The following is a 24,395-nucleotide window of genomic DNA, read 5'->3' as shown; positions in this document are numbered from 1 at the left end:
GTTGAACCGCCGCGCAGAGGCCAGTGATACCCTGATCGACAAGGTACCCGAGAGATCGGGGGAGAAATCGGGCGACAAGCCGCGCTACCAGCAGCTTGCCGACGAGTTGCGCGCGCGCATCCTTTCGGGCGAACTGGCGGGCAACAACAGCTTCCCCACCGAAAGCGCGCTGTGCGCCGAATATGGCGTCAGCCGCTTCACCGTGCGGGAGGCGCTGCGCCGCCTGCAGGTGGAAGGATTGATCGCGCGCCGGCGCGGTTCGGGCACCGTGGTGCAGCCGGCGGCGGCGCGCGGCGGCGCGCTGCACCAGCCCTTGTCGAATGTCGGCGAGATCCTGCAATATGCGCGCGATACCCGCATCGCCTACGATCATCTGGGGCTGCAGGCGCTGCCAAAGGCCATTGCCGTGCAGATCGCGATGCCGGTCAGCGACAAGTGGTTCCGCTTTCGCGGCGTGCGACGCCAGGTCAGCGATGGCCAGCCGATCGCACTGACCGAGGCCTATGTCATTGCCGATCTCGCGACCGCCGTCGCCGAAATCCTGCCGTCCGCCGACGCCGCAGACCAGCAGATCAATCCCGGCGCCAACACGCTGTTCCAGTTCATCAGCAACGCGGCACGGCTCTCCATGTCCAAGGTGACCCAGGATATCCAGGCAGTGCCCGCCAGCGCCGAGGTCGCCGCCGCGCTCGATATTCCGCGCCGGTCGGCTTGCCTGCGCATCCTGCGCTGCTATCACGACCAGGGCGGGCGGATGTTCGAACTCTCGGTCAGCCACCATCCCGGCGACCGCTTCGCCTATTCGATGCATATCGACGTCGAGGGGTAACGCCCGGCGCATCATCCTCGCCCCAGCTCCGGGGCGTCCGCTGGCACCCATTCCGGCTCCCCGGCAAAGCGGATCGGCGGCGCGATATGATGCGCCTCGCTTGCTTCGACCAGCAGACCGCGATGCGCGACATGATCGCTCGCGAATCCCTCGGCAAAATCGAGTACGGGGGAGAAGGCGACGTCCTTGTCCTCGAACCAGGCCACCCATTCGTCTCGGGTGCGCGTGAGGAAAGTGTCGCGCAGGAAGGCGATCAGCGGCGCTTGCGCCGGGCCCGCCTCGGCCGCGCCGAGCGGGATGAGGTCTTCGCGGTTCAGTGCGCCGAGCAGCACCTTCACGAATTTCAGCTCGCGCCCGCCCAGGGTGACATGGCGTCCGTCGCGCGTGACATAGACCTGATAGAAGCCCGCGCCGCCCAGCGAGCGCTGCGTGGCAGAGCGCGGTGCGTCGCCCCCGGCGATCGCGCTGCCAGCGATATGCGCGCACCAGGGCAGCAGACTGTCGAACATCGCGATATCGACATAATCGCCCCGTCCGGTGCGCTCGCGCCCGATCAGCGCCATCAGCACCGCTGACAGCCCCGTGAGCCCTGCGGCCATATCGGCGGAAGGGACGCCCGGCACCACCGGGGTTCCATCCGGCCCGTCATTGACCGAAAGAAAGCCCGACAGCGCCTGCACCGCCAGATCATGCGCCGGGTGATGCGCCATCGGCCCGGTCTGCCCGAAGGCAGAGACCGAGCAATAGACGATGGCCGGGTTGATCGTGCTGACCGCTGCATAATCGAAGCCCAGCCGCTGCATCACGCCGGGACGAAAGCCCTCGACAAAGACATCGGCGCTCTGGATCAGTTCGGTCAGCCGCGCGCGCCCGGCCTCGCTCTTGAGGTCCAGCACCTCGCTCCTCTTGCCGCGATTGAGGTTGCGGAACCAGACCGACTGGCCGTTCTCGAAGGGGGCCATCGCCCGCGCCGGATCGCCTGCGGGCGGTTCGATCTTGATGACGTCCGCGCCCTGATCCGCCATCATCACGGTAAGCATCGGCCCGGGCAGGAATTGCGACAGGTCGATCACCCGGATGCCCGATAGCTTGCCCATGGCTCAGACGATTCCGTCGCGTTTGAGGGCCTCGATCTCGCCGCCCGACAGGCCGATGCTGGCCAGTACCTCGTCATTGTCCGCGCCCAGCAGCGGGCCAGCGCGTGCGGGCAGCCGTTCGCCGTCGATGCGGATCGGGCTCGCCAGCACGCGCAGTTCCTTGCGGTCGGGATGCTGCACGGTCTGCATCATCCCGGTCTGCTGCAGATACGGATTGTCCATCGCGCTGGCGAGATCATGCACCGGCGCAACCGGGACCTTGCCTGCCAGCAGGTCGATCCAGTGCTGCGTCGGATGGGTGCCGAACACGGCGTCGAGCACTTGCGTCAGCGTATCGCGATTGGCGAGCCGATCGGCGGGCGTCCGGAAGCGCGGATCGTCCTTGAGATCGCTGCGCCCGATCGCATCGATGAGGATCGACCAGAATTTGGGCAGCTGTGCCATCACGAACATCCAGCCATCGGCGGAGCGGAACATCTGGCTGGGCGTGACCGAGGGATGCGCAGAGCGCGGCGCGCGCGGGGTCACGTCGCCCTCGTTCAGATACCAGACGGCGGGATAGCTCATCTGATGCGCCGCGACCGACATGAGATCGACATCGACATCGCGGCCCAGTCCCGATCGCTGGGCATCGAGCATGGCTGCCAGCAGCCCGACCGCCATCTGTGTCCCGGTCATGAAGTCTACGATCGACAGGCCGAAGCGCACCGGCGGGCCATCGGGCTCGCCGGTCAGTGACAGGAAGCCGGCTTCGGCCTGCATGAGGTAATCATAGCCTGGCCATTTGGCGCGGATATTGTCGCGGCCATAGGCGGAAAGATGTGCGCAGACGATGGCCGGGTTGATGTCTGCCAATGCGGCATAATCGAGCCCCAGCCGGGCCGGCAGATCGCCGCGCAGATTGTTGACCATGGCGTGTGATCCGGCCGCAAGCGTCCGCAGGATCTCGCGCCCGCGCTCGCTCTGCAGGTCCAGCGTCAGCGATTTCTTGTTGAGGTTGAAGCTCTGGAAATAGAGGCTCTCGTTCTCGCGCAGGAAATGGGGGCCGACGGCGCGTGCAGTGTCGCCGCCGGGCTGGCCCGGCTTGTTCGGCGGCTCGATCTTGATGACCTCGGCCCCCATCTGCGCCAGGAACATCGTGCCATAGGGCCCCGCGCCATATTGCTCGGCAGACAGCACGCGATAGCCGGTGAGCGGCAGCCTCATGTCCCTAGCTCCTCGCTCACGCCGGGTTCCGTTTCACCCATTGCTTGGAAATGATCATGCGCTGCATCTCGTTGGTGCCTTCGCCGATGCACATCAGCAGCGCGTCGCGATAATAGCGCTCGATCTCGTATTCCTTGGAATAGGCATAGCCGCCATGGATGCGCATCGCCTCTTCGGAATTGCGCACGGCGGCTTCGGAGGCAAAATATTTCGCCATTCCCGCTTCCATGTCGCACCGCTCGCCCCGGTCATAGGCTTCGGCGGCGTCGAGCGTGAGCAGCCGTGCTGCGCGGGCGCGCGTCACCATTTCGCCGATCTTGAGCTGGATCGCCTGATGGTCGGCAATCGGCTTGCCCATGGTCTGGCGCAGCTGCGCATATTCGGTGGCCAGACGGAGCGATCCTTCGGCCAGGCCCACGCCGCGCGCGGCGACGTTGATGCGCCCGAGTTCGAGGCCTCCGGTGGCCTGGAAAAAGCCCTGGCCCTCGACCCCGCCGATCAGGTTGTCTGCGGGAATGCGATAGTTGTCGAAGATCAGCTCGGCGCTGTCGATCGCCTTGTAGCCCAGCTTGTCGAACTTCTTGCCGACGGTGAAGCCGTCCTGCTTGGGCGCGATGAAAAGGCTCATGCCCTTGTAGCGCGGATCGGCCTTGGGGTCGGTCTTGACCAGCAGCGCAAAGCAGCTGCCCTGGATGGCGTTGGATATCCAGGTCTTGGTGCCGTTGATGACATAATCGTCGCCGTCACGGATGGCGGTCGTGCGGATGGCCTGAAGGTCGGTGCCGGCATTGGGCTCGGTCAGCGCGAGGCCGCCGCGAATCTCGCCGCTGGCGAATTTGGGCAGCCATTTTGCCTTCTGCGCGGGCGTGCCGAAGCGCTCGACCGCGCAGGCCATGATCAGGTGCGAATTGAAGATGCCGGTGATCGCCATCCAGTAGGACGAGATGCGCGCGACGATCTTGGCATAGGTGGTCGCAGGCAGGCCCAGACCGCCATATTCCTGGCCGATGGTCGCACCGAACAGGCCCATCTCGATCATCTGGTCGACAAGTTCTGCGGGCCATATATCGCCATGATCGTGGTGCATCACCACGGGCTTGACCTCGCGCTCGATCCAGCGGTCGATCGAATCGAGGAACGCGGCTTCCTCGTCCGCATCGATCGTGCGCAGTTCTTCCTTTGGCAGGCTTGCCATGCTTGGGTACTCCGGTCTTTCTGCTCGCCGCCCCCCATAGGGCAGCAAGGATCAATTCTGGGCCTCCTCAGGCCCCGGTCAGTCGTCGGACGGGCCGAAGCCACGCTTCCAGATCAGCATGGTGCGGTTGAAGGTGCACACCACCTGCCCATGCTGGTTCTTGCCGATGGTCTTGACCGTGACAATGCCCTGTTCGGGGCGCGAGGAGGACTCGCGCTTGTCGATTACCTCGCTCTCGGCATAAAGCGTGTCACCGGGGAACAGGGGGTTCGTCAGGCGGATATTGTCCCAGCCGAGGTTCGCCACCGCCTTCTGGCTGACGTCCGAGACGCTCATCCCCACCATCAGCGCGACGGTGAGCGGGGAGCAGACCAGCGGCTTTCCGAACTCGGTCTTCTTGGCATATTCGTAATCGAAATGCGCCGGGTGCGTGTTCATCGTCAGCAGCGTGAACCACACATTGTCGGCATCGGTGATCGTGCGGCCTGGGCGGTGCTCGTAGATATGGCCGACGACGAAATCCTCGAACGCGCGTCCGAAGGTCTCGCGATAACGGCCCGGTTCGACTTCCTTTGCTCCCTCACGCATTCATCATGGTCCTTTCGTTTCGTTTCGCCTCGCGCGACAGCATCGCGCGCATCCGCGCCACGATTGGCGCTTCGAGCATCTTTCCCTTGTGGCGGATCGCCATGCCGCCTGCGGCTTCATAGGCGGCGATCGCTTCGTGCGCCTCGGCCAGAGCCTCCGCGTCCGCGCCGAAGCTGGTGTTGATCGCATCGACCTGGGCGGGGTGGATCGCGGCCTTCGCGGCAAAGCCGAGCGCGCGTACCCGTCGGCATTCATCAGCCAGGCCCTCGGCATCGTCGAGCTTCACGAACGGCACGTCGATGGCGGGCACGCCTGCATCGGCACAGGCCATGATAAACTGACCGCGCGCCACCAGCAGCGGATCGAATGCCAGGTCTACGCCCAGCTGCGCGGAGAAATCGCCGCCGCCGAACATCATCGCGGCCACCTGCGGCTGTGCGGCGACCAGGTGCGCGTTGCGCAGGCCCTTCACCGTCTCGATCAGCGGGACAAGCCCGATCGCGGGATTGTCGAGGATGCGCGCTACCTGTGCCATCTCGCTGGCCTGCTCGACCATCGGAACGAACAGCAAGGGCGGCGGCGTTGCGCACTCGGTCAGCGCGATCAGGTCCCTGAGGCCGGCGCGGGTCATCAAGCCGTTGATTCGCACCGCAATGCGTGGCCTGTCCCAACTGCCGAGACCGGCCATGACCGCCTCGCGCGCACTGTCCTTGTCGGTCGCGGCGACCGCGTCCTCCAGATCGATGCAGACAAGGTCCGCCGCGCTTCCCAGCGCCTTGGCGATGCGGTCGACACGCGAGCCCGGCACGAACAGGATGCTGCTGGCAGCGAACATGATTTTCCCCAAGGCCCCTTTGCCGACGAACAATTCCTCTTCACAATTTGTCCGGACAAATCTAAAGTCAAGCACAAATCAGGATAATCACGAAGGGAAGAGGTTTATGCGTATCGGTACCCTTGCTCTGGCGGCGCTTCTGACTGCCACGACCCTCGCCAGCCCGGCGCTGGCGCGGCAGCTCGATCCGGCCAAACCAGAAGATGCGCTGGAGATCATGAAGCGCACCCAGTGCGGCGTGAAGGACAATGTGCCTGCGGTCTATCGCTGGCAGGGCCGCATCTACAGCCGCCGCCAGGGCGAGCCCGACAAGCACCTGTTCAACATGGAAGGCATGAACATCCGCCAGTGCGTGAGCGTGACCGATCCGCAGCGCGGCACCGGTTATCGCATGGTCAGCCGGGAGATCACGCTCTACCTCGACCCGAAGACCAACGAGGTGCTGCGCACCTGGCAGAACCCCTATACCGGCAAGACCGTCGAGGTGATGCACATCGCCAACGATCCGGTCAATTCGCGCCCCAGCTTCCCGATCGGCGCGGACGGAAAACCCTATTCGCTTAACCTCACCCGGATGGGCGACACGATGCTGATGCCGGTCGAGGCGCCGCTCTATTACGTCAATCCGCTGGCGGGCGACTATCAGGATTATGTCGGCAACAAGTACCATGCGATGGAGATTTTCGATTTCTCGATGCCGGTAAAGGCGCTCGACACCGCCACGCCCTCGGTCAACCCGACCGTCGCCTGGGTGCGCATCTCCGACTGGATGCCGTGGATGATGATGGAAGGCCGGGACGGACAGATGGTGTTCAATGCCATGGGCGTGAAGCTCAACAGCTTTGATGAGCTGCCCGATGTCATCAAGCGCGAGATTGCGACCAACTATCCCGGCTATGTCGCGCCGCCGCCGGTCGACGATACCCGCCCCAATGAAACCACCTGGACGGTGTTCAAGAAGAAGATCGAAGCCCAGCGGGCCAAGGACGGCAAGCCCGCCGCCGCACACTGAGGCTGCGCTGCCCCAACCGCAGGGCGCACAAAAAGACCCCCGGAAGCCTCGCGGTTTCCGGGGGTTGATCATGGCCCTTCCCGCAGCAAGGGCGCAGGCGTGGTGGAAGCTTCAGAAGCTCGCGGTCAGCAGGATGCCGATGCGCCGGGGCGGACGCAGGCCCGCGACGAAGTTGCGGCGCAGATCGGCATTGGCATCGGCATAGCGCAGGATCTGCGCGACCGAATCCTCGTCGAAGAGGTTGCGGGCATAGAGCATCACCCGGTAGCGGTCGCTCTGCACGCCAAGCCGCGCATCCACGACCACCGATCCACCGGTTTCGGCGAAGTTCAGCACCTGATCGAAGCTGGTCGAGACCATGTTGACGTTGCTGCCGACAAAGAAGTTCCAGTCGTCGCTGATCGGGGTGCGATAATCGACATCGACGAACATCGTGTGTTCCGGTGCGCGGGGTATGCGCTTGCCGCGGATCGATCCGAAGCGTGACTGGCAGCCGGTAACGGCCGGAAACTCGTCGCCCGTCGAGCAATTGGCAAGGCGATCGTCGAGAAGGTCGTTGATCAGCCCGAGATTCTCGTCCGTGCCGGCCGTGAACTTGGCATCGACATAGCTGTAATTGGCGGTGACGGTAAAGTTGCGCACCGGGCGGATCAGCAGCTCCAGTTCCGCGCCGTTGATCCGTGCATCGCCGCCATTGCGGGTGAGCGAGACCTGATTGGGCGGCACCGACACGTTCTGCGTGATCTGATAGCCCGTCACCTCGGTGTGATAGAGCGCGAGGTTCGCCGTCAGCTTGCCGTCGAAGAACGTGTTCTTGGTGCCGATTTCATAGGTCTTGTTGTCTTCCGGCTGGAAGGTCGGAAAGCCCGCGATGATCGCCTGATTGCTGTTGAAGCCGCCGGGCTTCTGGCCTTCGGCATAGACCGCGTAGAACAGGTTGTCCGGCGTCGCCTGCCAGCTCAAGGTGAAGCGCGGGGTGAATTCCTTGAACGTCGCCTGCACCACGCGCGGCGCGGGGATGGCCTGGCCGTTGTTGAAGGTCAGGGTCGACTGGCGGATCTTCTCCTCGGCATAGCGGCCTTCCGCGGAGAAGGAGAGCGTATCGGTGATGTCGAACGTGGCCGAACCGAAGATCGCCTTGTTCTCGATGTCGAACGAATTGACGTTGCGCGATTCGGGCAGGTTGGCGGCGGTGACTGCAATCGGTGTGAAGATGCCGCAATTGGGCAGCTGGGCGCAGAGCGAGGCGGTGGCAGCCGCCGAATTGGATTGGGCCCGCGCCAGCGATCCTGGCGGAACGACGCGCGTGTCGCGGGTGACATCGCTCTGGTCGAAATAGTAACCGCCCAGCATCAGTTGCAGCCGGTCGCCTTCGTAAGCCAGGCGCAACTCTTGCGACCAGTCATCGGTAACGGCGCGATTGGAGAAGGAGAAATCCTGAACCGATGTGGCAAAGGCGGTGAACCGGGTCGTGCGTGGCGGAATGATCGGCGCAGGCGCAGGCCCCGTCGCGCCATAGGCGAAGATCACCATGTTGAAGCTGTTGGGCGAATAGTCGCCATCGGTCTTGGTGTTCGCGGTGCGCCGGTTATAGCCGGTCAGGCTGGTCAGCGTCAGCTCGTCGGTAAAGTCGAAGTCCAGCCGGAGGCCCGCATTGAGAGTCTTCGATTCGAGCCCGACATTTTCCGGATCGACGAACTGGCGACGATAGTCGGTGTTCACCTGCTGCGGCCGGATGACGCCGCAGAAATAGCGGTTCTGCCCGCGATAGAGCGCGCTGTTGTCAGGGAAGCAGTTGTTCGCATTGGCGCTCTGCGCGAAGATCGCCGGCTGGCCATCGTCGATGACATTGTAGTTCGCGCGCAGCGAGGCGCGGAACGGTCCGCCATTGTTGAACTGCAGCGCGCCGTAGCCCGAATAGCTCTGCTGCTTGCCAATGCGCGTGCCGTCGAACGCGTTGCGGAAAGCCCCCGCATTGTCGAGCACGCGCCCGCCCAGCACGATGCCAAGGCCCTCGGCTAGCGGTCCGCGGACGTTGGCGGTAGCTTCGTAGCGGTCATCCTCGGCCAGATCGACCTGGACGCGGCCCGTCCATGTCGTGCTCGGCATCTTGGAAATGAGGTTGATCGCGCCCGAATAGGTGTTGCGACCGTAGAGCGCGGATTGCGGGCCCTTGACGATCTCGAACCGCTCGACCGTGTCGACGTCATAATCGGCGAGCGAGCCCGAATAATATATCCCGTCGATGAAGAAGGCGACGCCGGACTGGCCCAGGATGTTCGCCTGGCCGCGGATGACCGGGCGATTCGCATCACGGCCCAGCGTATCGTCGAACACGAGGCCGGGCACGGTCTTTGCGATATCGGTCAGATTGTCGAGGCCCAGCCGATCGATCGCGGCGGCGGTGACGACCGAAACCGTGGTCGGTGCCTCCTGCAGCGTCTCCTCGGTCTTGCGGGCGGTCACGATGATCACATCGCTGTCGGCAGCAGCCGCGCCGGGTACTGCCTCCTGCGCCATGGCGGAAACGCTGGTCAGCGCGGTGACGGCAAGCAGGCAAGCCTTGAAGCTGTGTGTCATGTGAAACCCCCTCAGGTTCTATCGTTCTCCCTTGTCCGGACAACATCGCCCAAACACGCCAAAGTTGTCCAGACAAATTTTACCCGAAGCGCGAATTGTACGGCGTGTGTTGCTTGAATATGACACCGTCGGTGGCTCGCCCGCCTTAGAAGTCGGGCTTCACCGCCCCGAGCCAGGATGTCACCACCAGCAGGATGTAGATGGCCATGACCCAGACGCGGGTGCGGTCCATCGTGCGGCGCAACGGCACTTCGGTCGCATCGCTCGATCCCTCGCTCAACAGGCGCACGAGTTGCGGCCCGACCGGCTTGAATGCAACATCGATGCCGATGGCCGCGACGAAGATGCCGCCGAAGAGCAGCGCCTTCCACGCCAGCCAGCCAGGCGCCAGTGGCGTGCCGGTGAGCAGCGACTGGCCGCCGAGCCAGAGATAGAAGGCGGTGAGGGTGTATTTGAGACCATTCTCGTAGAAGCGGTCGCGCTTCGCGCGCGCCGTCTGATCGTGATTGTGTGCATCCCAGACCAGCCACAGCCATATGCCGCCGATAATCCAGGCCGCGGTCAGCAGTGCGCCCGGCACATCCCACCAGCCCCCCATTTTCAATACCGAGAGCGAGACGGGTACCATCAGCGCCCAGGCGCTGCGGGGCGTCATGTCGACCAGCACCAGCAGCTTGAGCAGGGCGATGCGCTGGTCGAGCGTATAGAGGTCGCGCTTGCGGAAATGCTGGCCGAGCAGGAACACGCCCACGTCCGCACCCAGCCACAGCACGAACAGCAACAGATGCACGTATACCAGCGAAGGGTACGCAATTTCAGCCCAGTCCAATCCGCATCTCCCGCCAGAATCTTGCACTATCCCGATTGACAATGCAGATTTGTCCGGACAAGTTGCAAGAAAAAAATGAACGTCAGGCGGATCGGCACCACCAGAGATTCAGGGAGATTGACGATGATCGACAAACGCTTGGCGGCGACCGTTTCGGCGCTTGCTGTCGCCCTTGCTTCACCAGCCCATGCCCAGAATGGCGAGCAGGCCGGTACCACCGAATCCAGCGAACAGCCGGGCCTGTCCGAAATCATCGTGACCGCGCAGCGCCGCCAGGAAAGCGTGCAGGATGTGCCGATCGCGATCAGCGCCTTCACCGCCGAGCAACTGCGCGATCAGGGGGTGTCCAATACATTGCAGCTGGGCCAGTATGTCCCCAATCTGGTGGCGCAGAACAACACCGGCATCGGGTCGGCGAACGCGTACTTCCTGCGCGGTCTGGGATCGACCGAGACGATCGCGACCTTCGATCCGCCGGTCGGCACCTATGTCGACGACATCTATCTCTCGCGCCAGAATGCGAACAACCTGTCGCTGTTCGACGTCGCGCGGGTCGAGGTGCTGCGCGGGCCGCAGGGTACCCTGTTCGGCCGCAATACTACCGGTGGTGCGATCAACGTCATCATGGCCGATCCGGGCGATACCATCGGCGGTTATGCCGAGGTCGGCTATGGGCGGTTCGACCGCAAGCTGGTGCGCGGCTCGATCGACCTGCCGCTCGCCGATTCGTTCGCGATCAAGGTTTCGGGTTATTGGCAGGACGATGATGGCTATGTGAAGAACGTCACCACCGGCGAGCGCCTGAACGATGATGACGGCTGGGGCGTTCGCCTGGGCGTGAAGGGAGAGCTCGCCCCCTGGGCCAGGTGGCGCGCGAGCTACGCGCATATCGTTTCCAAGGGCGAGAACACGCTCAATTTCACCTGCAATCCGGCCAATCCGACCGACTGCAAGGGCCGTTTCTCGACTACCGGTCTGCGCGAGAACCCCACTTCCGCCACGCCCTTTGCGCCTCTGGTGATCCAGGGCCGCAAGGCAGGCTATGGTAACGGGCAGGAAGCGGCCACCGACCTGATCACGTCGAACCTGTCCTTCGACATTGCCGACAAGACGACGCTCAGCCTGATCACCGGCTATGTCAGCCTCAACCAGCAGTTCGCGCTCGATTTCTTCGACGGGCGCGGCGGTCCTTCGGTCAGCGTGCCGTTCCCGACGGTGCAGGGCTATGCGCGCGGCGGCTTCACGATCGTCAATGACGGCAGCCATCAGCAGTTCACCCAGGAAATCAAGCTCGATGGCAGCTTTGGCAACGGCCTGGTCGATTATGTCGCGGGCTTCTTCTATATCGACGAGCGAAACCGGACGAACCTGGCCGATGTGTTCTCGATCTCGCCGGCCGTCTCGCTGCTGCTGGGCGATCGCATCATCCGCAACACGACCAAGGCCTATGCAGGCTATGTCCAGGCGGACCTCAACATCACCGAGCAGCTGAAGCTCACCGCCGGCGTCCGCTATACCGACGAGACCAAGAATGTCTCGATCACCGACAACCGGCCCTCGTGCAATGACGGCACGATCGAGGCGACGTGCATGTTCGACCAGAATCTGCGCGCGGCCAACGGCGTGATCATCCCTCGCAGCCAGAATGTGAAGATCTGGACCCCGCGCTTTGCGCTGAACTTCAAGCCCAATGACGACCTGCTGCTGTTCGCCTCGGCGACGCGGGGCTTCAAGTCGGGGGGATGGAATGCGCGCGCGACTGCGCCCAGCCAGTTCCTGCCCTTCGATGAGGAGCGGGTGTGGAGTTACGAAGCGGGCATCAAGAGCGAGTTTTTCGACCGCAAGGTGCGCGCCAACATCACCGCCTTCTGGATGGATGTGAGCGACCTGCAGATCCTTGCCGGCCTGCTCAACCCTGCAACCGGCGCGATCACCTTCCTGACCCGCAACTTTGCCGATTACCGCAACAAGGGGATCGAGGCGGAACTGACCGTCGCGCCGGTCACAGGCCTGACGCTTTACGCCAATGTCGGCTATCAGGACGACAATTACCGCGTGCCCAATGCACCCGCCGGGAACGACATTTACGGCATCCAGAACGTTCAGGCCCAGCTTGCGGCCTGCCGCGCGCAGCTCGCGGCCGGGCAGATTCCCGCCAGCGCGAATAGCGCACCGGCAGGCCAGCCGGTCAACAACGCGCCTGCCTGCGCCGCTGGGATCGTGACCGCCAATGGCACGATCGCAACCCCGGTCCGCACGCCCGACTGGTCGCTGGCCATCGGCGGCAGCTATCGCGCACCGCTGGGGACAAGCGGGCTGACCCTCGTCCCCACGATCAACGCCAGTTACCGTTCGCGCCAGGAAGTCGCGATCGCCAACCTGTCGATCTACAACCAGCCAGTGACGCGCGGCGGTCGCACCACGCCCGCCAATCCCTTCGGTGACGGACCCTTCGTTACCGGATCGGAAAGCCCGGCGGCCTGGCTGGTCAATGCAGGCCTCGCGCTGAACGGCCCCGAGGACCGCTGGCAGCTGGCGGTCGAGTGCACCAACTGCTTCAACGAGGAATTCATCCAGTCCTCGCTGTCCAACTACAGCTATCTGAACCAGCCGATGATGTGGACGGTGCGTGCGCGCTACAATTTCTGATCGCGCATTCTGGCCGTCAGGCGGATGGAGCATCGTGCGACTCTGTGCGATGCTCCCCTCCCGCCTAGGCTTTGCATTCATGGTGGACTGACGGGAGCGACGCGTTGGCAAGCAGGGCAGACGAACTGACAGCAGGTGTGGCGCCGGCTCCGCGTGGCGAATTTGCGGGCGGGTGGAAGGTGCTGCTGGCAGGCGTGATCGGCGTGGCCTGCGGAGCTTCGCCGATCCCGTTCAACGTCGTCGGCTTCACCATCGCGCCGCTGTCGAAGGAATTCGGCTGGACCACCACCGAGATCCTCACGCCCATCACCATTTTCGGCGTGGTCGCCGCGCTGCTCGCGCCGGTGTTCGGCTGGCTGGCGGATACCTATGGCGTGCGCCGCATCGCCTTGTGGTCGCTGTTCGCTTTCGGGGCCACCTTTGCGGCGCTTTCGCTGACCCCGCCGGTGCTCTGGGCCTATTACCTCTTGTGGCTGCTGGTCGGGCTGGTGGGTATCGGATCGACCCCGGTGACCTGGAGCCGCGCGATCAACATGTGGTTCTACAAGAGCCGCGGGCTGGCGCTCGGCCTCTTGCTGCTCGGCACCAGCCTGGCGGCGATCGTGGTGCCGAAGCTCGCGGTGTTCGCGATCGAATCCTGGGGCTGGCGCTCGATGTTCGCCATCGTCGGCATGCTGCCGCTGCTCGTCGCGCTGCCGCTCGCCTTCTGGCTGTTCCGCGAACCCCGTCCCGAAGAGCAGCCGCCGGGGATCAAGACCGCAAGCGGCGCATTGACCGGTGTCACACTCGCGCAGGCGCTGCGCGACCATCGCTTCTGGCTGATCTGGCTCTCGATCCTCGTGATCGCGCTGACCTTTGGCGGCGCGTTCATCAACATGCCTGCGATGCTTGCGGACCGGGGAATCCCGGCGCAGGGTGCGGCTTCGGTCATGGGCATATTGGGTCTTGGCATCCTGGCAGGCCGGATCATCACCGGGCTGCTGCTCGACCGCTACTGGGCCGGCTTCGTCGCCTTTCCGCTGCTCTGCCTGCCTGCGGCATCGAGCTGGATCCTGCTCGATCCCGAGCCCGGCTTCGCGTTGGCGGCGCTGGCCGGGTTCTTGCTCGGCTTTGCGGCAGGCGCAGAGAGCGACCTCATCGCCTATCTCACCGGCCGCTATTTCGGGATGGCGAATTACGGCAAGATCTACGGCATGCTCTACATGCCGTTCGGCGTGTTCTCGGCGATCTCCCCGATCGTCTATTCCTCGGTCCGCGATGCGACCGGCAGCTATGATCCGATCCTGTTCTACTCGATTTTCGGCTATATCATCGGTGGCGCGCTGCTGCTGCTGCTGGGGCGCTATCCCGTGCTGACCGAGGCAGCGGGGACAGGGCCTCAGAGCGAACCGGCAATGGAGACAGCATGATGGCGACCTTGGTCGGGGATGAGGCTGGCGCACTCGATGCGGTGATCGCTGCGGCAGGTGCAGATGCGGTGCTGACCGATGAGGCAGCCTGCGATTTCTTCTCGCACGACGTCTATTCGACCGGACGCAAACCGCTCGCGGTGCTGCGCCCCGCGACCGTCGATCAGCTCGCGCGCGGCGTCTCGGCGGCGACGGCCCAGGGGCTCGCCATCGTCCCGCGCGGCGGTGGCATGAGCTATACCGGCGGCTATCTCTATTCGGGCGGCGACTTCGTCCTGATCGATACGACTTCGCTCGGCTCCATTGTCGATATCAACGCCACCGACATGACCGTGACGGTCGAGGCCGGCTGCACTTGGCAGACGCTGCACGATGCGCTGAGGCCGCTCGGCCTTCGAGCCCCGAGCTGGGGCACGCTGTCGGGCCTGCGCGCGGCGATCGGCGGCGGCATGAGCCAGAACGGCATCTTCTGGGGCGCGCGCTCCGGTTCCGTCGTCGACAGCGCGCTGAGCTTCGACGTGGTGCTCGCCGATGGCCGCATCGTCAGCACCGGCAGCGATTTCTTCCGCCCGTTCGGCCCGGACCTCACTGGGCTGTTCGCCGCCGATACCGGCGCGTTCGGCGTCAAGGCGCGGGTAACGCTGCGGCTGGTGAAAGAGGCCACAGCCTTTGCCTATGGCTCGTTCTCGCTGCCCGACCACAAGGGGCTGCTGGGCGCGATGAGCGCCATCGCGCGCGAGGGCCTGGCGTCCGAAAGCTTCGCCTTCGACCCCTATCTGCAATCGCAGCGGATGAAGCGCGACAGCCTGGCCAAGGATGCCAAGTCGCTGCTCAACATGATGAAATCGCAAGGCTCTGCCTGGAAGGCGATCAAGGAAGGGGCAAAGGTGGTCGCTGCGGGCCGGTCATTCCTCAAGGACGTTCCGTTCTCGCTCCACACCATCGCCGAAGGGCGTCATCAGGGCGCCGTCGATGCCGAAATCACCGAGATCGGCAGGATCGTCACCGCGCATGGCGGCAGCGCGGTCGAGAATTCGATTCCCAAAATCCTGCGCGCCAACCCGTTCCCGCCGCCCAATTCGATGCTCGGCCCGGATGGCGAGCGCTGGGTGCCGGTGCACGGCTTCCTGCCGCATTCGAAACTGGTCGAGGCGTGGGAGCGGATCGAGGCGTTATATGCCGCCAATGCCGAAGCGATGGAACGGCTAGACGTCAATGCAGGGGCGATGCTCGCGGCGGTCAGCCGCTCGGGTTGCCTGATCGAGCCGGTCTTCTTCTGGCCCGACGCGATGAACCCGCTGCACCGCCAGGCGGTCGAGCCCGATCACCTGAAAAAGCTCAAGGGCTTTCCCGAAGGGCCGGAGGCGCGCGCCCTGGTGGGCGAATTGCGCGCAAGCATCATCGGCATCTTCCGCTCGCTGGGCTCGACGCATGTGCAGATCGCGCGCACCTATCCGTTGCGCGAGGCGCTCGATCCTGCCGCCTGGGAGATGCTGGTGGCGTTGAAGCGCGCGGTCGATCCGCATGGCCTGATGAACCCGGGGAGCCTGGGACTGGAATGACAAGCGATGGACCTCGAACGCCGCTCGGTTCTCGCCGCGATGATTGCCAGCGCCTTGCCGCTGGAGGCGGCGCTGGCGGCGGAGGCGCGTCCCATGGCTGAAGCACAGACCTATGCCGCCGTCGCGATGCAGCTCGCCGCCCGGTCGGTCGAACGCGCGCCCGACCGCGCTGCCGCGCGCGCGCAGGTGCTCGGCATGATCGGCGAGGTCGAGGCCAAGATCCGATCGGCGCGCATCTTCATCGAGCAATATGGCGGCCATCCGGTGAGGCTCGCGGTGCTGCCCGAATATCTGTTCACCAGCTATCCGGGGCGCATCTCGATCCCCGATTTCGCCTCGCTGGCGGCCTTCGAGATGCAGGGCAAAGAATATGACGCGCTGGGCAAGGTCGCGCAGAATCTGAAGCTCTATCTTGCCGGCAATGCCTATGAGGTCGATCCCAATTTCCCCGGGCTCTATTTCCAGGCAAGCTTCCTGATCGCGCCTTCGGGCGAGGTGGTGCTGCGCTATCGCCGGCTCAACTCGATGTTCGCGCCGACGCCGCACGATGTGTGGAGCAAATATCTCGACGTTTACGGCATCGACGGCGTGTTCCCGGTGGCAAGAACCGAGATCGGCAACATGGCCGCGATCGCGTCGGAGGAAATCCTCTATCCCGAGATCGCCCGGGCACATGCGCTGCGCGGCGCGGAGATCTTCCTGCATTCGTCGTCCGAGATCGGATCGCCGATCGATACCAACAAGGCGATCGCCCGGCGCGCGCGCGCGTTCGAGAACATGGCCTATGTCGTATCGGCGAATACGGCGGGGATCGAGGGCACCAGCCTGCCGCTCGCCAGCGCCGACGGCAACAGCCAGGTGATCGACTATAAGGGCCGGGTGCTCGCCGAATCGAATAGCGGCGAGACCTTCACTGCCTTTGCCGAGATCGACCTGGGCGCGCTGCGCCATGCGCGGCGGACGCCCGGCATGACCAACTATCTCGCGCGCCAGCGGCTCGAACTGTTCGCGGCAGCCTATGGATCTGTGCGCCACCCGGCCGACGGCCTGCTGGAAGGCGGGGCTGTGAAGGTGCCCGACCGCGATTATTTCAAGCGCGTGCAGGAAGAGGTTATCGAGCGGATGGCCAAAGAGGGATTGATATGACGCACCAATTCGATGTCGCACCGCCCTATACCGCCGTGGCGCTGCACGGCGTATCGCCGCAGCCCAGCCATGACGAGGCGGCCAGGTTCGATTTTCTGGCCAACCTGAACAAATATCTGTCGGGCACGCTCGGCCCCGGCAACAAGCTGGCCTATGACACGCGCGTGCTGCCCGGCTTCGTCGCTGAAAATGGCCGCGAGCCCAGGGACCGGTTCGAGATCCGTCATGCGATGAACCGCGATCCGCACCATCGCTTCTGGTCGGCCTTGAAGCGCAACAGCATGGAGATGCGCCAGCAGAACGGCCGCGCAATGGTGCTGCGCCAGCTCGACGAGCTCAATGCCAGGGCGCGCCAGTATAACGAGGGCCGCGACACGCTGGAGCTTGACCCGTCCGTCGCCGTGCCGCGCTATCAGAGCGCGATCGACATCCATTGCATGCCCGGCAGCTATCATGGCGAGGAATTGCCCGGCGATGTCTCCGCCGGGGCCAATTACGATTGCGGCATCTTCGCGACGACCGCAGGGGGCCTCGGCGCGCTGTCCGATGGCGGCGGCCAGGCTCTGGTCAAATGGGCGCAAACCGAACGCCCCGGCTGGCAACCGCAGCGCATCCTCGATATCGGCTGCACCGTCGGTCACAACATAGTGCCGCTGGCGCTCGCCTTTCCGGATTGCGAGGTGATCGCGATCGATACCGCCGCGCCCTCGCTGCGCTATGCGCATGCCCGAGCGCAGTCGCTGGGTGCGACCAACATCCGGTTTGTCCAGGCCAATGCCGAGAATCTGTCGCGATGGGCCGACGAGAGCTTCGACTGGGTGCAGACAACGATGTTCCTGCACGAGACCAGTGGCACCGCGCTGCCACGCATCATCCGCGAAGGCTATCGCGTGCTGAAGCCGGGCGGGCTGATGCTGCATCTGGAACAACCGCAATATTCGGACGCGATGCCGCTCTACGAGCAGTTCATTCGCGACTGGGACGCGTTCAACAACAACGAGCCGTTCTGGTCGGCAATGCATGCGCTCGATCTCAAGACGATCATGCAGGACGCCGGCTTTGCTGCCGACGACCTGTTCGTCACCGGGGTCCGTGCGGTGGTCGATACCGACATCTTCCCTTCGGCGGGCGAGGAGAAGGAAGAGGACCATGGCCGTGCCGCCGTCTGGCACGCCTATGGCGCGTGGAAGGGCGGCAAGCCCGCGTAATCTTTCCCCTGGAGACCTGATGTGACCGAACCCGTCGACTGGATGATCCGCGCCAACGCGCGCGCCAAGGGCAAGCGGCCCGATTTCCTGGGCGATCCCGACAAGGAACGCATGCTCTCGATGTTGATGGCAGTGATCGGCGAGGTGTCGGTGCTGCGCGAGCGGCTCGATACCGTCGAACGGCTGCTCGACGCCAAGGGCACGATCAGCCGCGCCGATATCGAGAGTTACAGGCCCGATCGCGAGGCAGGCTACGAGCGCGGCGCGATGATCCGCGAATATATCGTGCGCGTGATGCGCGGGCCTCAGCAGATGATGGAGGCGATGAAGGCCGACGACAAGCCGGTCGAGGAATTGAGCCGTGAACTGAAGGACCTGTGATGCAGCACCGCACGGTCAGCGGCAGGATCCGCTATACCAGCAAGAAGCCCGAGATGATGGACCAGGAGCGCGGGCGCGAATGGTTCAGCTTTACCCACCATTCGGACGGGCGCACGATCATGCGCGCGCGCTGCGAGATCGAGGAGCCCGAACCCAAGGTGCTGCGCGACATCGTCTACGGCATCGGCCCCAACATGGTGCCCGAGCATCTCCACGTGCACCTGACCGTGGGCGATGCGTTCATGGGATCGGGCTGGATGCGGCACGATGCGGCGGCGGGCGTCATCGAGTGCGAGAGCTTTGGCCCGTCGATCGGCCGCGTGTCGCAGCGCGTGTCGGTGGGCGGGCATTTCGACGGGTTCGGCACGCACCCGATCGCGGGCGACGGCTTCACGACCCGGGTGATGGACGTGAGCAAGGGCCCGCACCGGCGCAATGTCCGCTGTTTTCTGCCCTCGCCCGACCATCGCGGCGCGACCCCGCCGATGATCGCCGAGGTGCTGATCGGCCTCGAATATGTCGGCGAGGAGGAGATGACGGTGGCCGCAGGCACCTTCGCCTGCCGCCACTATCGCTATATCGACGATCTCGGCCCCGGCATGGGCGGCAAGACGCACCCCACCTATGACATGTGGGTGACGGCGGACGCGGATTCGGTGTTCGTTTATGGTGCGATCGATGGCGGCATGCTCGCGCGCTACGAGCTGGTTGAACTGGAGCGCTGACTTGATTGCCGCAGTTTTTGACGTTATATAGCGTCAGAAATCGCGGAGATTGATAATGGCGATCCAGAACTATGCCGAACATGGCGCGTTCGCGCCGCGCAAGATCGTGGAGACGTTGCGCACAACCAGCGATGAGCTGGCGCGTTCGCTCGGCATCGGCAAGGACGCGATCCAGCGCAAGGATCGCATCGCGTCTGACCGGACGCAGCGTCGCCTCCGCCAGATGGTCGAGATATTGAACAAGGTCGAACCGCGCTTCGGATCAGCGCTGCTGGCCTATGCCTGGTATCGCTCCGAGCCCTTATCCGGCTTTTCGGGCCACACCGCGATGCAGCTGGTTCAGGCCAACCGGGCTGACGACGTTCTGACCTATATCGACGCGGTCGACGCCGGCGTCCACGCCTGACCCATGCATTATACGGGGCTGCTCTATCGCGCCCATAACCCCGTCTGGTCACGCGCGCCGCTGTCAGGCGAGGGGGCGGCACGCTTCGGCGGTCGCTTCAACCGGATCGGGCGGCCTGCGCTCTACACCTCGCTCGCGCCGGAGACGGCTTTGCGTGAAGCCAACCAGGTCGGCACGCTGCAACCGACCATGCTGGTCGCCTATCAGGCCGATATCGGGCCGCTGCTCGATGGCCGGGATGCGGCGGTGCTGCAGCCTTTCGCGATGACGCCGAACGATCTGGCCGATCCCGGCTGGCGCGATAGGATGCTCCTGGGCGAGCGCGTGCCGACCCAAGACCTCGCCGAGCTTGCGATTGCCCACGGCTATGCGGGTATCGTGGTACCCAGCTATGCGCGCGGCGTGCCCGCGGACGCGCTGAACCTGGTTCTGTGGGTCTGGGACGGACGGTTGGAACTGGTCGACGACGACGACCGGCTGGGCCTGCGCCCGTCCTAGGGCTTTGGCGCGACCTGCTCGATCGCCGAAGCGTCGAATGTCGCCGTGTACCCATTGTCGCCGACCTTGCCGAGCATATCTGCACGCAAGGGCGCTTCGGGATAGACGGTGACGACATAATCGCCCGCCGAGGGGCCGAGGCGTAGCGGCTTGATCTTCTCCTGATATTCCTTCGAATTCCAGAAGGCCTGGGCATTGGCGAGACAGGGGAAACGGATCATCAGCACCGTATATCCGGCGGGCGGCGTGCCTTCGAAGGTTGCCAGCGGGCGGGGGATGTTGATGTAATAGCCGCCCAGCTTCTCGTACAATTTGCTGTCGGCAATGGCCTTGCCATAGGCAGCCATGCGCTCTCGGTCGTGCGTGGGGCCGGCGACCACCATCACGACCGGTGCATCGCAAGCCGGGGCAGTGGTTGAGGTGCCGTCGCTCGCAGCGGCCATCATCAGCAAGGGGGTAATCACAGTTCAGCCTCCGGATCGCGCGAAACGCGCCTTTCGTCGCACAGGGTCCGCTTGAAGGGCGTGCCATCGCGGAACCATTGCCAGGTGCGTGCACGGCTTTCGCCATCATCGGAAATCTGGATCATCTCGGTAAAGCGCACGCCCGGCTCGTCCTTGCGATGGAGCGTCAGCATCAGCACGCTGTCGAGCGTCTGCCAGCCACACCCATGAAACCGGTCCGTATCCCACCACAGCCGTCCATCGCGGAACACCCCCCCAAAGCTCAGCCGCTGCTCGCGGCCATCGGGCCAGATCAGATGGTTGTGCTGGACATAGGCAAAGGCGCCCGAAGCCGGGAATTCGCAGCGGGTCCGCATCCGGTGCTGGTCGATCAGCGTGCCCGCCGCATCCACATGACGATAGGTGCCGTCCCATAGCCCTTCATGCGCAAACAGCGCGGGCATTTCGCGCGCAAGCAGGTCTCTCATTTCGGGGCATCCTCGGCATAGGCCGCAAGGGGAAGGGGATTGGCGGTCTGGCGGATCAGCGCCTGCTTGCGGAAAAAGCGCAGCAGGCCGCTTTCTCCCATGCGCGACGGGCCCATGCCCGACAGCTTGAACGAGCTGTTCTCCGCGTCCCAGACCATCGAGGTCAGCGAGCCGTCGTTGATCGACACCGCGCCCGCTTCCAGTCGCACCGCCACGGCTTCGGCCTCGTCGGCGGTTGCGGCGACCACAGCGGCGGACAGGCCGTAGATGCTGTCATTCGCTTGAGCGATGGCGTCTTCCACATCGTCGAAGGCGATCACCGGCAGCACCGGGCCGAAGGTTTCGTCGCGCACCACGGCCATGTCCGCCGTCGCGTCCGCGATGACGGTGGGTTTCAGATACTGGCCGCCACCCAGGGTCTCGACCGTGCCGCCGGTCAGCACCTTCGCCCCCATCGCTGCCGCCTCGTCGATCTGCGCCTGTACCTTCGCGCCTTGCGGTCCGAAGATGAACGGACCGATGTCACCCGTCGCTATATCGGGATAGTTGAGCCGGACCTTGCTGGCCACGTCGACCAGCGCATCGAGAAACGGCTGGTAGATCGCGCGGGCGACATAGATTCGCTCGATCGACTGGCAGGCCTGGCCGGTGGCGACGATGCTCGCGCGCAGGGCCAGATGGGCTGCGCTGGCCGGATCGGCACTGGCCAGCACGATCATCGGGTCCTTGCCGCCGAGTTCCAGATTGGCGGGAATGAAGGCACGTGCGGCGGCCTCTGCCACCTTGCGCCCGGTCGCGACCGATCCGGTGAAGCACACATAATCGACCGCCTCGACCAGTGCCTGGCCGGTCGCCGGATCGCCTTCGACAAAGCTGAGCACCGCGGCAAGCTCGGGCACCGCAGCGATGGTCTCGCGCAGCGGCGCGATAAAGCGCGGGGTGATTTCCGAGGGCTTGACCAGCGCCGCGCAGCCTGCGGCGAGCGCAGGGATCGCATCGATGGTCGAGAGCACGATCGGGAAATTCCACGGCGCGATCGCCCCGAAAAGCGGATAGGGGACAAGGCGCGTGGAATTGCGCACGGTCGGGTGCGCGCTGGGCTGGTTGTCGCGCGAATGCTCGGCGATCAGCCTGGGCGCGAGGTCCGCCCAGCGACGGATGGTTCCCGGCAGCCCATCGACCTCGATTTCCGAGATCCGTCGCCGTCCTGTGTCGAGTGTCAGCGCATCGAGCAGCGTCTCGCGATGCTCCACGACAGCATCGGCCCAGCGGTGCAGGATCGCCGAGCGCGCCTCCGGCTCCAGCGCCGCCCATGCGGGCTGCGCGGCGCGTAGCCGTGCCGCCTCGGCCTGCACGGCAGCGGCATCGATCGGTGCGATCTCGTAATCGGCCTCGCCGGTGCGCGGGTTGATGACCTTCACTGGCCCGCGCTCCAGCTGTCGAGGATATCGCCACCGGTCGCGAACCAGGCGCCCGGTTGCTCGGTAAGCCAGCGCACCAGTCCTTCGAACGCATCGATGCGATAGGGCAGGCCCATGATGTACGGCGTCAGGTGCAGCGGCAGCATCCGCGCACCATGCGCCGCAGCCTCGCCTGCGAGCCAGTCATAGGCATCGCGAATCTGTGTCGCATAGCTGTCGACCGATTGCTGCTGGACGTTGATGATCTGCCGGTCGGACAGTTCGTGGTTGAGCGGGATATTGACGATGCCACCGGCGTCGGTGGCCATCCGGTAGGGCAGCTCGTCGTTCACCCAGTCGCACATATAGGTGAGCCCTGCCTCGGCGAGCAGGCGCGGCGTGTTGAACGATTGCGAGCGCGCGATTGACAGCCAGCCGCGCGGGCGCGTGCCGCTCGCAGCTTCCAGCGCATCGAGCGAAGCTGCGATCAGCGCGCGCTCGTCATCCTCGGCCAGGCCGGAGGCGATGGTGCCATTCATGTCGGTCGAATGCGCGATGATCTCGTGCCCGCCCTTCGCCAGCGCCTCGACGATCGCGGGATAGCGCGTCGCGATCGCGCCGTTGCACGCGACCGATATGCGAGCGCCAACCGCCTCGAAGGCATCGAGCAGCCGGAACAGCCCGATCCGCGTGCCATATTCGCGCGCGGTGTAGTGGCGATAATCGGGATAGGCCGTCTGCATATGCCCCGGCGCGCGGAACGGCGTGTCGCTTGGCACCATCGGGAACCATTCGAGGCTGATGACCGGCCAGATCGCGACGCGCTTCTCGTCCGGCCAGGCGACCTGGGGGCGCTGGAACAGGTTGCTGTAGGGATACAGCGCATGGTCCATGCCTTTGCGGCGATGGGGGTATTCGAGATAGGTGGGGTCGAGGCTCATCCCTGTTGCTCCCGCCAGGCATCGACAATCTCGCCCGCCGTCGCGATCCAGGCGCGGCCGTCGGCGGCGATATGGCGCAGCACCTCCTCGAACGGGCCGATGCGGTGCGGCTGGCCGATCAGATAGCTGTGCAGCGGGATGCACATCACCGTGCCGCCCGGGCCGTCCTCGCGTTCGCCTTCGCTTGCAAGCCGCTCGAACTGGCGGATCAGCGTGTCGGCATAATCGCGCGGGCTCATGTTGTAGATGAAGAAGCCATAATGGTCGTTGACCTCCAGGCTGTAGGGGATGGCGGTCAACCGCCCGGTCCTGACCTTCACATCGGTCGGCTGGTCGTCGTGATACAGGTCGCAGGTATAATCGAGCCCGTATTCGGCGATCAGGTCAAGCGTTCGCGGCGTGTGGGTGAGGGCAGGCGCGAGCCATCCGCGAATCCGTTGCCCGGTGGCGCGCTGGACTGTGGCGATGCTGTCCTCGATGATCGCGCGCTCCTGCGCTTCGTCCATGCCGTAGCTGTAGCGGGTGTTGTAGATGCCGTGGCTGAAGAATTCCCAACCGCGCTGGCGGGCATCCTCCACCACTTCCGGGATATGATCGCACAGCGCGACCGACAGGCTCACCGATCCCGGAAAGCCGTGCCGCGTCATCACATCCGCCATGCGCCAGTGGCCGACACGGTTGGCATGGTCGCGATGCGCATAGCCGACCACATCGGGATGCGGCTTTGCCCAGCTCTTGCGGTGCGTGTTGGCGGGCGGATCGAGCTCGTAGAACTCAAGGTTGGGCGCGACCCAGACCGCGCAGGTCTTGCCTTCGGGCCAGCGGACCTTGCGGCGGCCGCGCCAGTGGGAGAAGTTATAGAGTTCGGGGTCAGCCTTCATAGCCTTCTCCCCTTCAGGGGGGAGGGTTGGGAGGGGGGACTGTGCAGAGGTCGGCGCTTGCCCCTCTCCTTCCGCCGCTTCGCGGCT

General features: G+C 64.6%; 23 protein-coding genes. 11 read left to right on the top strand and 12 right to left on the bottom strand.

Annotated elements, in window-relative coordinates:
* The first annotated feature begins 1 nt into the window (after nt 1).
* Nucleotides 2-829 (top strand): GntR family transcriptional regulator, encoded by an 828-nt coding sequence (locus C7451_RS07290; protein ID WP_110298516.1) that lies wholly within the window; start codon nt 2-4, stop codon nt 827-829.
* Between the two features lie 11 nt (nt 830-840).
* Here C7451_RS07290 and C7451_RS07285 read toward each other — a convergent pair whose 3' ends face one another.
* The 5 genes from C7451_RS07285 to C7451_RS07265 form a co-directional block, all read right to left on the bottom strand.
* Entirely contained in the window at nt 841-1,926 is a 1,086-nt protein-coding gene (locus C7451_RS07285; protein WP_110298316.1) for a CaiB/BaiF CoA transferase family protein, read from the bottom strand.
* A 3-nt stretch (nt 1,927-1,929) separates the two neighbouring features.
* On the bottom strand, nt 1,930-3,132 hold the full coding sequence (locus C7451_RS07280; protein WP_110298315.1) for a CaiB/BaiF CoA transferase family protein: 1,203 nt from the start codon (nt 3,130-3,132) through the stop codon (nt 1,930-1,932).
* 16 nt (nt 3,133-3,148) lie between these two features.
* Nucleotides 3,149-4,327, bottom strand: coding sequence for an acyl-CoA dehydrogenase family protein (locus C7451_RS07275; RefSeq protein ID WP_110298314.1), 1,179 nt, complete (start codon nt 4,325-4,327; stop codon nt 3,149-3,151).
* 78 nt (nt 4,328-4,405) lie between these two features.
* Nucleotides 4,406-4,915, bottom strand: a complete 510-nt coding sequence (locus C7451_RS07270) for a MaoC family dehydratase (RefSeq protein ID WP_110298313.1) — start codon at nt 4,913-4,915, stop codon at nt 4,406-4,408.
* A complete protein-coding gene (locus C7451_RS07265) occupies nt 4,908-5,750 on the bottom strand; it encodes an HpcH/HpaI aldolase/citrate lyase family protein (protein ID WP_244181725.1) in 843 nt (280 codons plus the stop codon). Before C7451_RS07265 ends, C7451_RS07270 begins: the two co-directional genes overlap by 8 nt.
* Before the next feature lie 106 nt (nt 5,751-5,856).
* Here C7451_RS07265 and C7451_RS07260 point away from each other — a divergent pair, with 106 nt between their 5' ends.
* Nucleotides 5,857-6,762, top strand: coding sequence for a DUF1838 family protein (locus tag C7451_RS07260; RefSeq protein ID WP_167398466.1), 906 nt, complete (start codon nt 5,857-5,859; stop codon nt 6,760-6,762).
* Between the two features lie 111 nt (nt 6,763-6,873).
* On the opposite strand, the gene C7451_RS07255 is transcribed toward C7451_RS07260, so the two are convergent.
* Together C7451_RS07255 and C7451_RS07250 are read right to left on the bottom strand one after the other, a co-directional pair.
* The gene (locus tag C7451_RS07255) at nt 6,874-9,342 is read right to left on the bottom strand and encodes a TonB-dependent receptor (RefSeq protein ID WP_110298311.1); all 2,469 of its coding nucleotides are present in this window, start codon (nt 9,340-9,342) and stop codon (nt 6,874-6,876) included.
* Between the two features lie 145 nt (nt 9,343-9,487).
* Entirely contained in the window at nt 9,488-10,171 is a 684-nt protein-coding gene (locus tag C7451_RS07250; RefSeq protein WP_110298310.1) for a hypothetical protein, read from the bottom strand.
* A 123-nt stretch (nt 10,172-10,294) separates the two neighbouring features.
* On the opposite strand from C7451_RS07250, the gene C7451_RS07245 reads away from it, so the two are divergent.
* From C7451_RS07245 to C7451_RS07205, 9 genes are all read left to right on the top strand, one after another.
* Nucleotides 10,295-12,820: a TonB-dependent receptor gene (locus C7451_RS07245; protein ID WP_244181724.1), complete on the top strand. Its 2,526-nt coding sequence runs from the start codon at nt 10,295-10,297 to the stop codon at nt 12,818-12,820.
* Between the two features lie 104 nt (nt 12,821-12,924).
* Nucleotides 12,925-14,229: an MFS transporter gene (locus C7451_RS07240; RefSeq protein ID WP_110298309.1), complete on the top strand. Its 1,305-nt coding sequence runs from the start codon at nt 12,925-12,927 to the stop codon at nt 14,227-14,229.
* A complete protein-coding gene (locus C7451_RS07235; RefSeq protein WP_110298308.1) occupies nt 14,226-15,791 on the top strand; it encodes an FAD-binding oxidoreductase in 1,566 nt (521 codons plus the stop codon). Before C7451_RS07240 ends, C7451_RS07235 begins: the two co-directional genes overlap by 4 nt.
* 6 nt (nt 15,792-15,797) lie before the next feature.
* Nucleotides 15,798-16,937 carry a nitrilase-related carbon-nitrogen hydrolase gene (locus C7451_RS07230; protein WP_208625160.1) on the top strand — a complete coding sequence of 380 codons (1,140 nt, stop codon included), beginning with the start codon at nt 15,798-15,800 and terminating at the stop codon, nt 16,935-16,937.
* Complete coding sequence (locus tag C7451_RS07225) at nt 16,934-18,145, top strand: class I SAM-dependent methyltransferase (RefSeq protein ID WP_110298307.1); 1,212 nt, start codon at nt 16,934-16,936, stop codon at nt 18,143-18,145. The genes C7451_RS07230 and C7451_RS07225 overlap by 4 nt, the downstream gene beginning before the upstream one ends.
* Nucleotides 18,146-18,166: 21 nt before the next feature.
* Entirely contained in the window at nt 18,167-18,526 is a 360-nt protein-coding gene (locus C7451_RS07220) for a hypothetical protein (protein WP_244181723.1), read from the top strand.
* Nucleotides 18,526-19,251, top strand: coding sequence for a hypothetical protein (locus tag C7451_RS07215; protein WP_110298306.1), 726 nt, complete (start codon nt 18,526-18,528; stop codon nt 19,249-19,251). Before C7451_RS07220 ends, C7451_RS07215 begins: the two co-directional genes overlap by 1 nt.
* 55 nt (nt 19,252-19,306) lie before the next feature.
* Complete coding sequence (locus C7451_RS07210) at nt 19,307-19,657, top strand: antitoxin Xre/MbcA/ParS toxin-binding domain-containing protein (RefSeq protein ID WP_110298305.1); 351 nt, start codon at nt 19,307-19,309, stop codon at nt 19,655-19,657.
* Between the two features lie 3 nt (nt 19,658-19,660).
* The gene (locus C7451_RS07205) at nt 19,661-20,155 is read left to right on the top strand and encodes an RES family NAD+ phosphorylase (RefSeq protein ID WP_110298304.1); all 495 of its coding nucleotides are present in this window, start codon (nt 19,661-19,663) and stop codon (nt 20,153-20,155) included.
* Here the strand turns inward: C7451_RS07205 and C7451_RS07200 are convergent.
* From C7451_RS07200 to C7451_RS07180, 5 genes are read right to left on the bottom strand one after another with little or no spacing between them, the layout of a single operon-like run.
* Nucleotides 20,152-20,619: a DUF1330 domain-containing protein gene (locus C7451_RS07200; RefSeq protein WP_146215304.1), complete on the bottom strand. Its 468-nt coding sequence runs from the start codon at nt 20,617-20,619 to the stop codon at nt 20,152-20,154. The two genes, C7451_RS07205 and C7451_RS07200, sit on opposite strands and share 4 nt — an antisense overlap.
* On the bottom strand, nt 20,616-21,086 hold the full coding sequence (locus C7451_RS07195; protein ID WP_244181722.1) for a hypothetical protein: 471 nt from the start codon (nt 21,084-21,086) through the stop codon (nt 20,616-20,618). Before C7451_RS07195 ends, C7451_RS07200 begins: the two co-directional genes overlap by 4 nt.
* Nucleotides 21,083-22,507: an aldehyde dehydrogenase family protein gene (locus C7451_RS07190; protein WP_110298302.1), complete on the bottom strand. Its 1,425-nt coding sequence runs from the start codon at nt 22,505-22,507 to the stop codon at nt 21,083-21,085. The genes C7451_RS07195 and C7451_RS07190 overlap by 4 nt, the downstream gene beginning before the upstream one ends.
* The gene (locus tag C7451_RS07185; RefSeq protein ID WP_110298301.1) at nt 22,504-23,427 is read right to left on the bottom strand and encodes a polysaccharide deacetylase family protein; all 924 of its coding nucleotides are present in this window, start codon (nt 23,425-23,427) and stop codon (nt 22,504-22,506) included. The genes C7451_RS07190 and C7451_RS07185 overlap by 4 nt, the downstream gene beginning before the upstream one ends.
* Nucleotides 23,424-24,308 (bottom strand): polysaccharide deacetylase family protein, encoded by an 885-nt coding sequence (locus C7451_RS07180; RefSeq protein ID WP_110298300.1) that lies wholly within the window; start codon nt 24,306-24,308, stop codon nt 23,424-23,426. Before C7451_RS07180 ends, C7451_RS07185 begins: the two co-directional genes overlap by 4 nt.
* Nucleotides 24,309-24,395: the final 87 nt, after the last annotated feature.

Source organism: Blastomonas natatoria (genome assembly GCF_003201955.1).
GTDB classification, from domain to species: domain Bacteria; phylum Pseudomonadota; class Alphaproteobacteria; order Sphingomonadales; family Sphingomonadaceae; genus Blastomonas; species Blastomonas natatoria.
This window is presented reverse-complemented; position numbering and strand designations above follow the sequence as displayed.

Excerpts from the sequence above, each read along its gene's own strand:
- C7451_RS07265 (WP_244181725.1), bottom strand. The coding sequence starts at position 5,750 with ATGTTCGCTGCCAGCAGCATCCTGTTCGTGCCGGGCTCGCGTGTCGAC.
- C7451_RS07225 (WP_110298307.1), top strand. The coding sequence starts at position 16,934 with ATGACGCACCAATTCGATGTCGCACCGCCCTATACCGCCGTGGCGCTG.
- C7451_RS07210 (WP_110298305.1), top strand. The coding sequence starts at position 19,307 with ATGGCGATCCAGAACTATGCCGAACATGGCGCGTTCGCGCCGCGCAAG.
- C7451_RS07260 (WP_167398466.1), top strand. The coding sequence starts at position 5,857 with ATGCGTATCGGTACCCTTGCTCTGGCGGCGCTTCTGACTGCCACGACC.
- C7451_RS07275 (WP_110298314.1), bottom strand. The coding sequence starts at position 4,327 with ATGGCAAGCCTGCCAAAGGAAGAACTGCGCACGATCGATGCGGACGAG.
- C7451_RS07195 (WP_244181722.1), bottom strand. The coding sequence starts at position 21,086 with ATGAGAGACCTGCTTGCGCGCGAAATGCCCGCGCTGTTTGCGCATGAA.
- C7451_RS07215 (WP_110298306.1), top strand. The coding sequence starts at position 18,526 with ATGCAGCACCGCACGGTCAGCGGCAGGATCCGCTATACCAGCAAGAAG.
- C7451_RS07205 (WP_110298304.1), top strand. The coding sequence starts at position 19,661 with ATGCATTATACGGGGCTGCTCTATCGCGCCCATAACCCCGTCTGGTCA.
- C7451_RS07280 (WP_110298315.1), bottom strand. The coding sequence starts at position 3,132 with ATGAGGCTGCCGCTCACCGGCTATCGCGTGCTGTCTGCCGAGCAATAT.
- C7451_RS07235 (WP_110298308.1), top strand. The coding sequence starts at position 14,226 with ATGATGGCGACCTTGGTCGGGGATGAGGCTGGCGCACTCGATGCGGTG.
- C7451_RS07255 (WP_110298311.1), bottom strand. The coding sequence starts at position 9,342 with ATGACACACAGCTTCAAGGCTTGCCTGCTTGCCGTCACCGCGCTGACC.
- C7451_RS07270 (WP_110298313.1), bottom strand. The coding sequence starts at position 4,915 with ATGCGTGAGGGAGCAAAGGAAGTCGAACCGGGCCGTTATCGCGAGACC.
- C7451_RS07180 (WP_110298300.1), bottom strand. The coding sequence starts at position 24,308 with ATGAAGGCTGACCCCGAACTCTATAACTTCTCCCACTGGCGCGGCCGC.
- C7451_RS07285 (WP_110298316.1), bottom strand. The coding sequence starts at position 1,926 with ATGGGCAAGCTATCGGGCATCCGGGTGATCGACCTGTCGCAATTCCTG.
- C7451_RS07185 (WP_110298301.1), bottom strand. The coding sequence starts at position 23,427 with ATGAGCCTCGACCCCACCTATCTCGAATACCCCCATCGCCGCAAAGGC.
- C7451_RS07245 (WP_244181724.1), top strand. The coding sequence starts at position 10,295 with ATGATCGACAAACGCTTGGCGGCGACCGTTTCGGCGCTTGCTGTCGCC.
- C7451_RS07230 (WP_208625160.1), top strand. The coding sequence starts at position 15,798 with ATGGACCTCGAACGCCGCTCGGTTCTCGCCGCGATGATTGCCAGCGCC.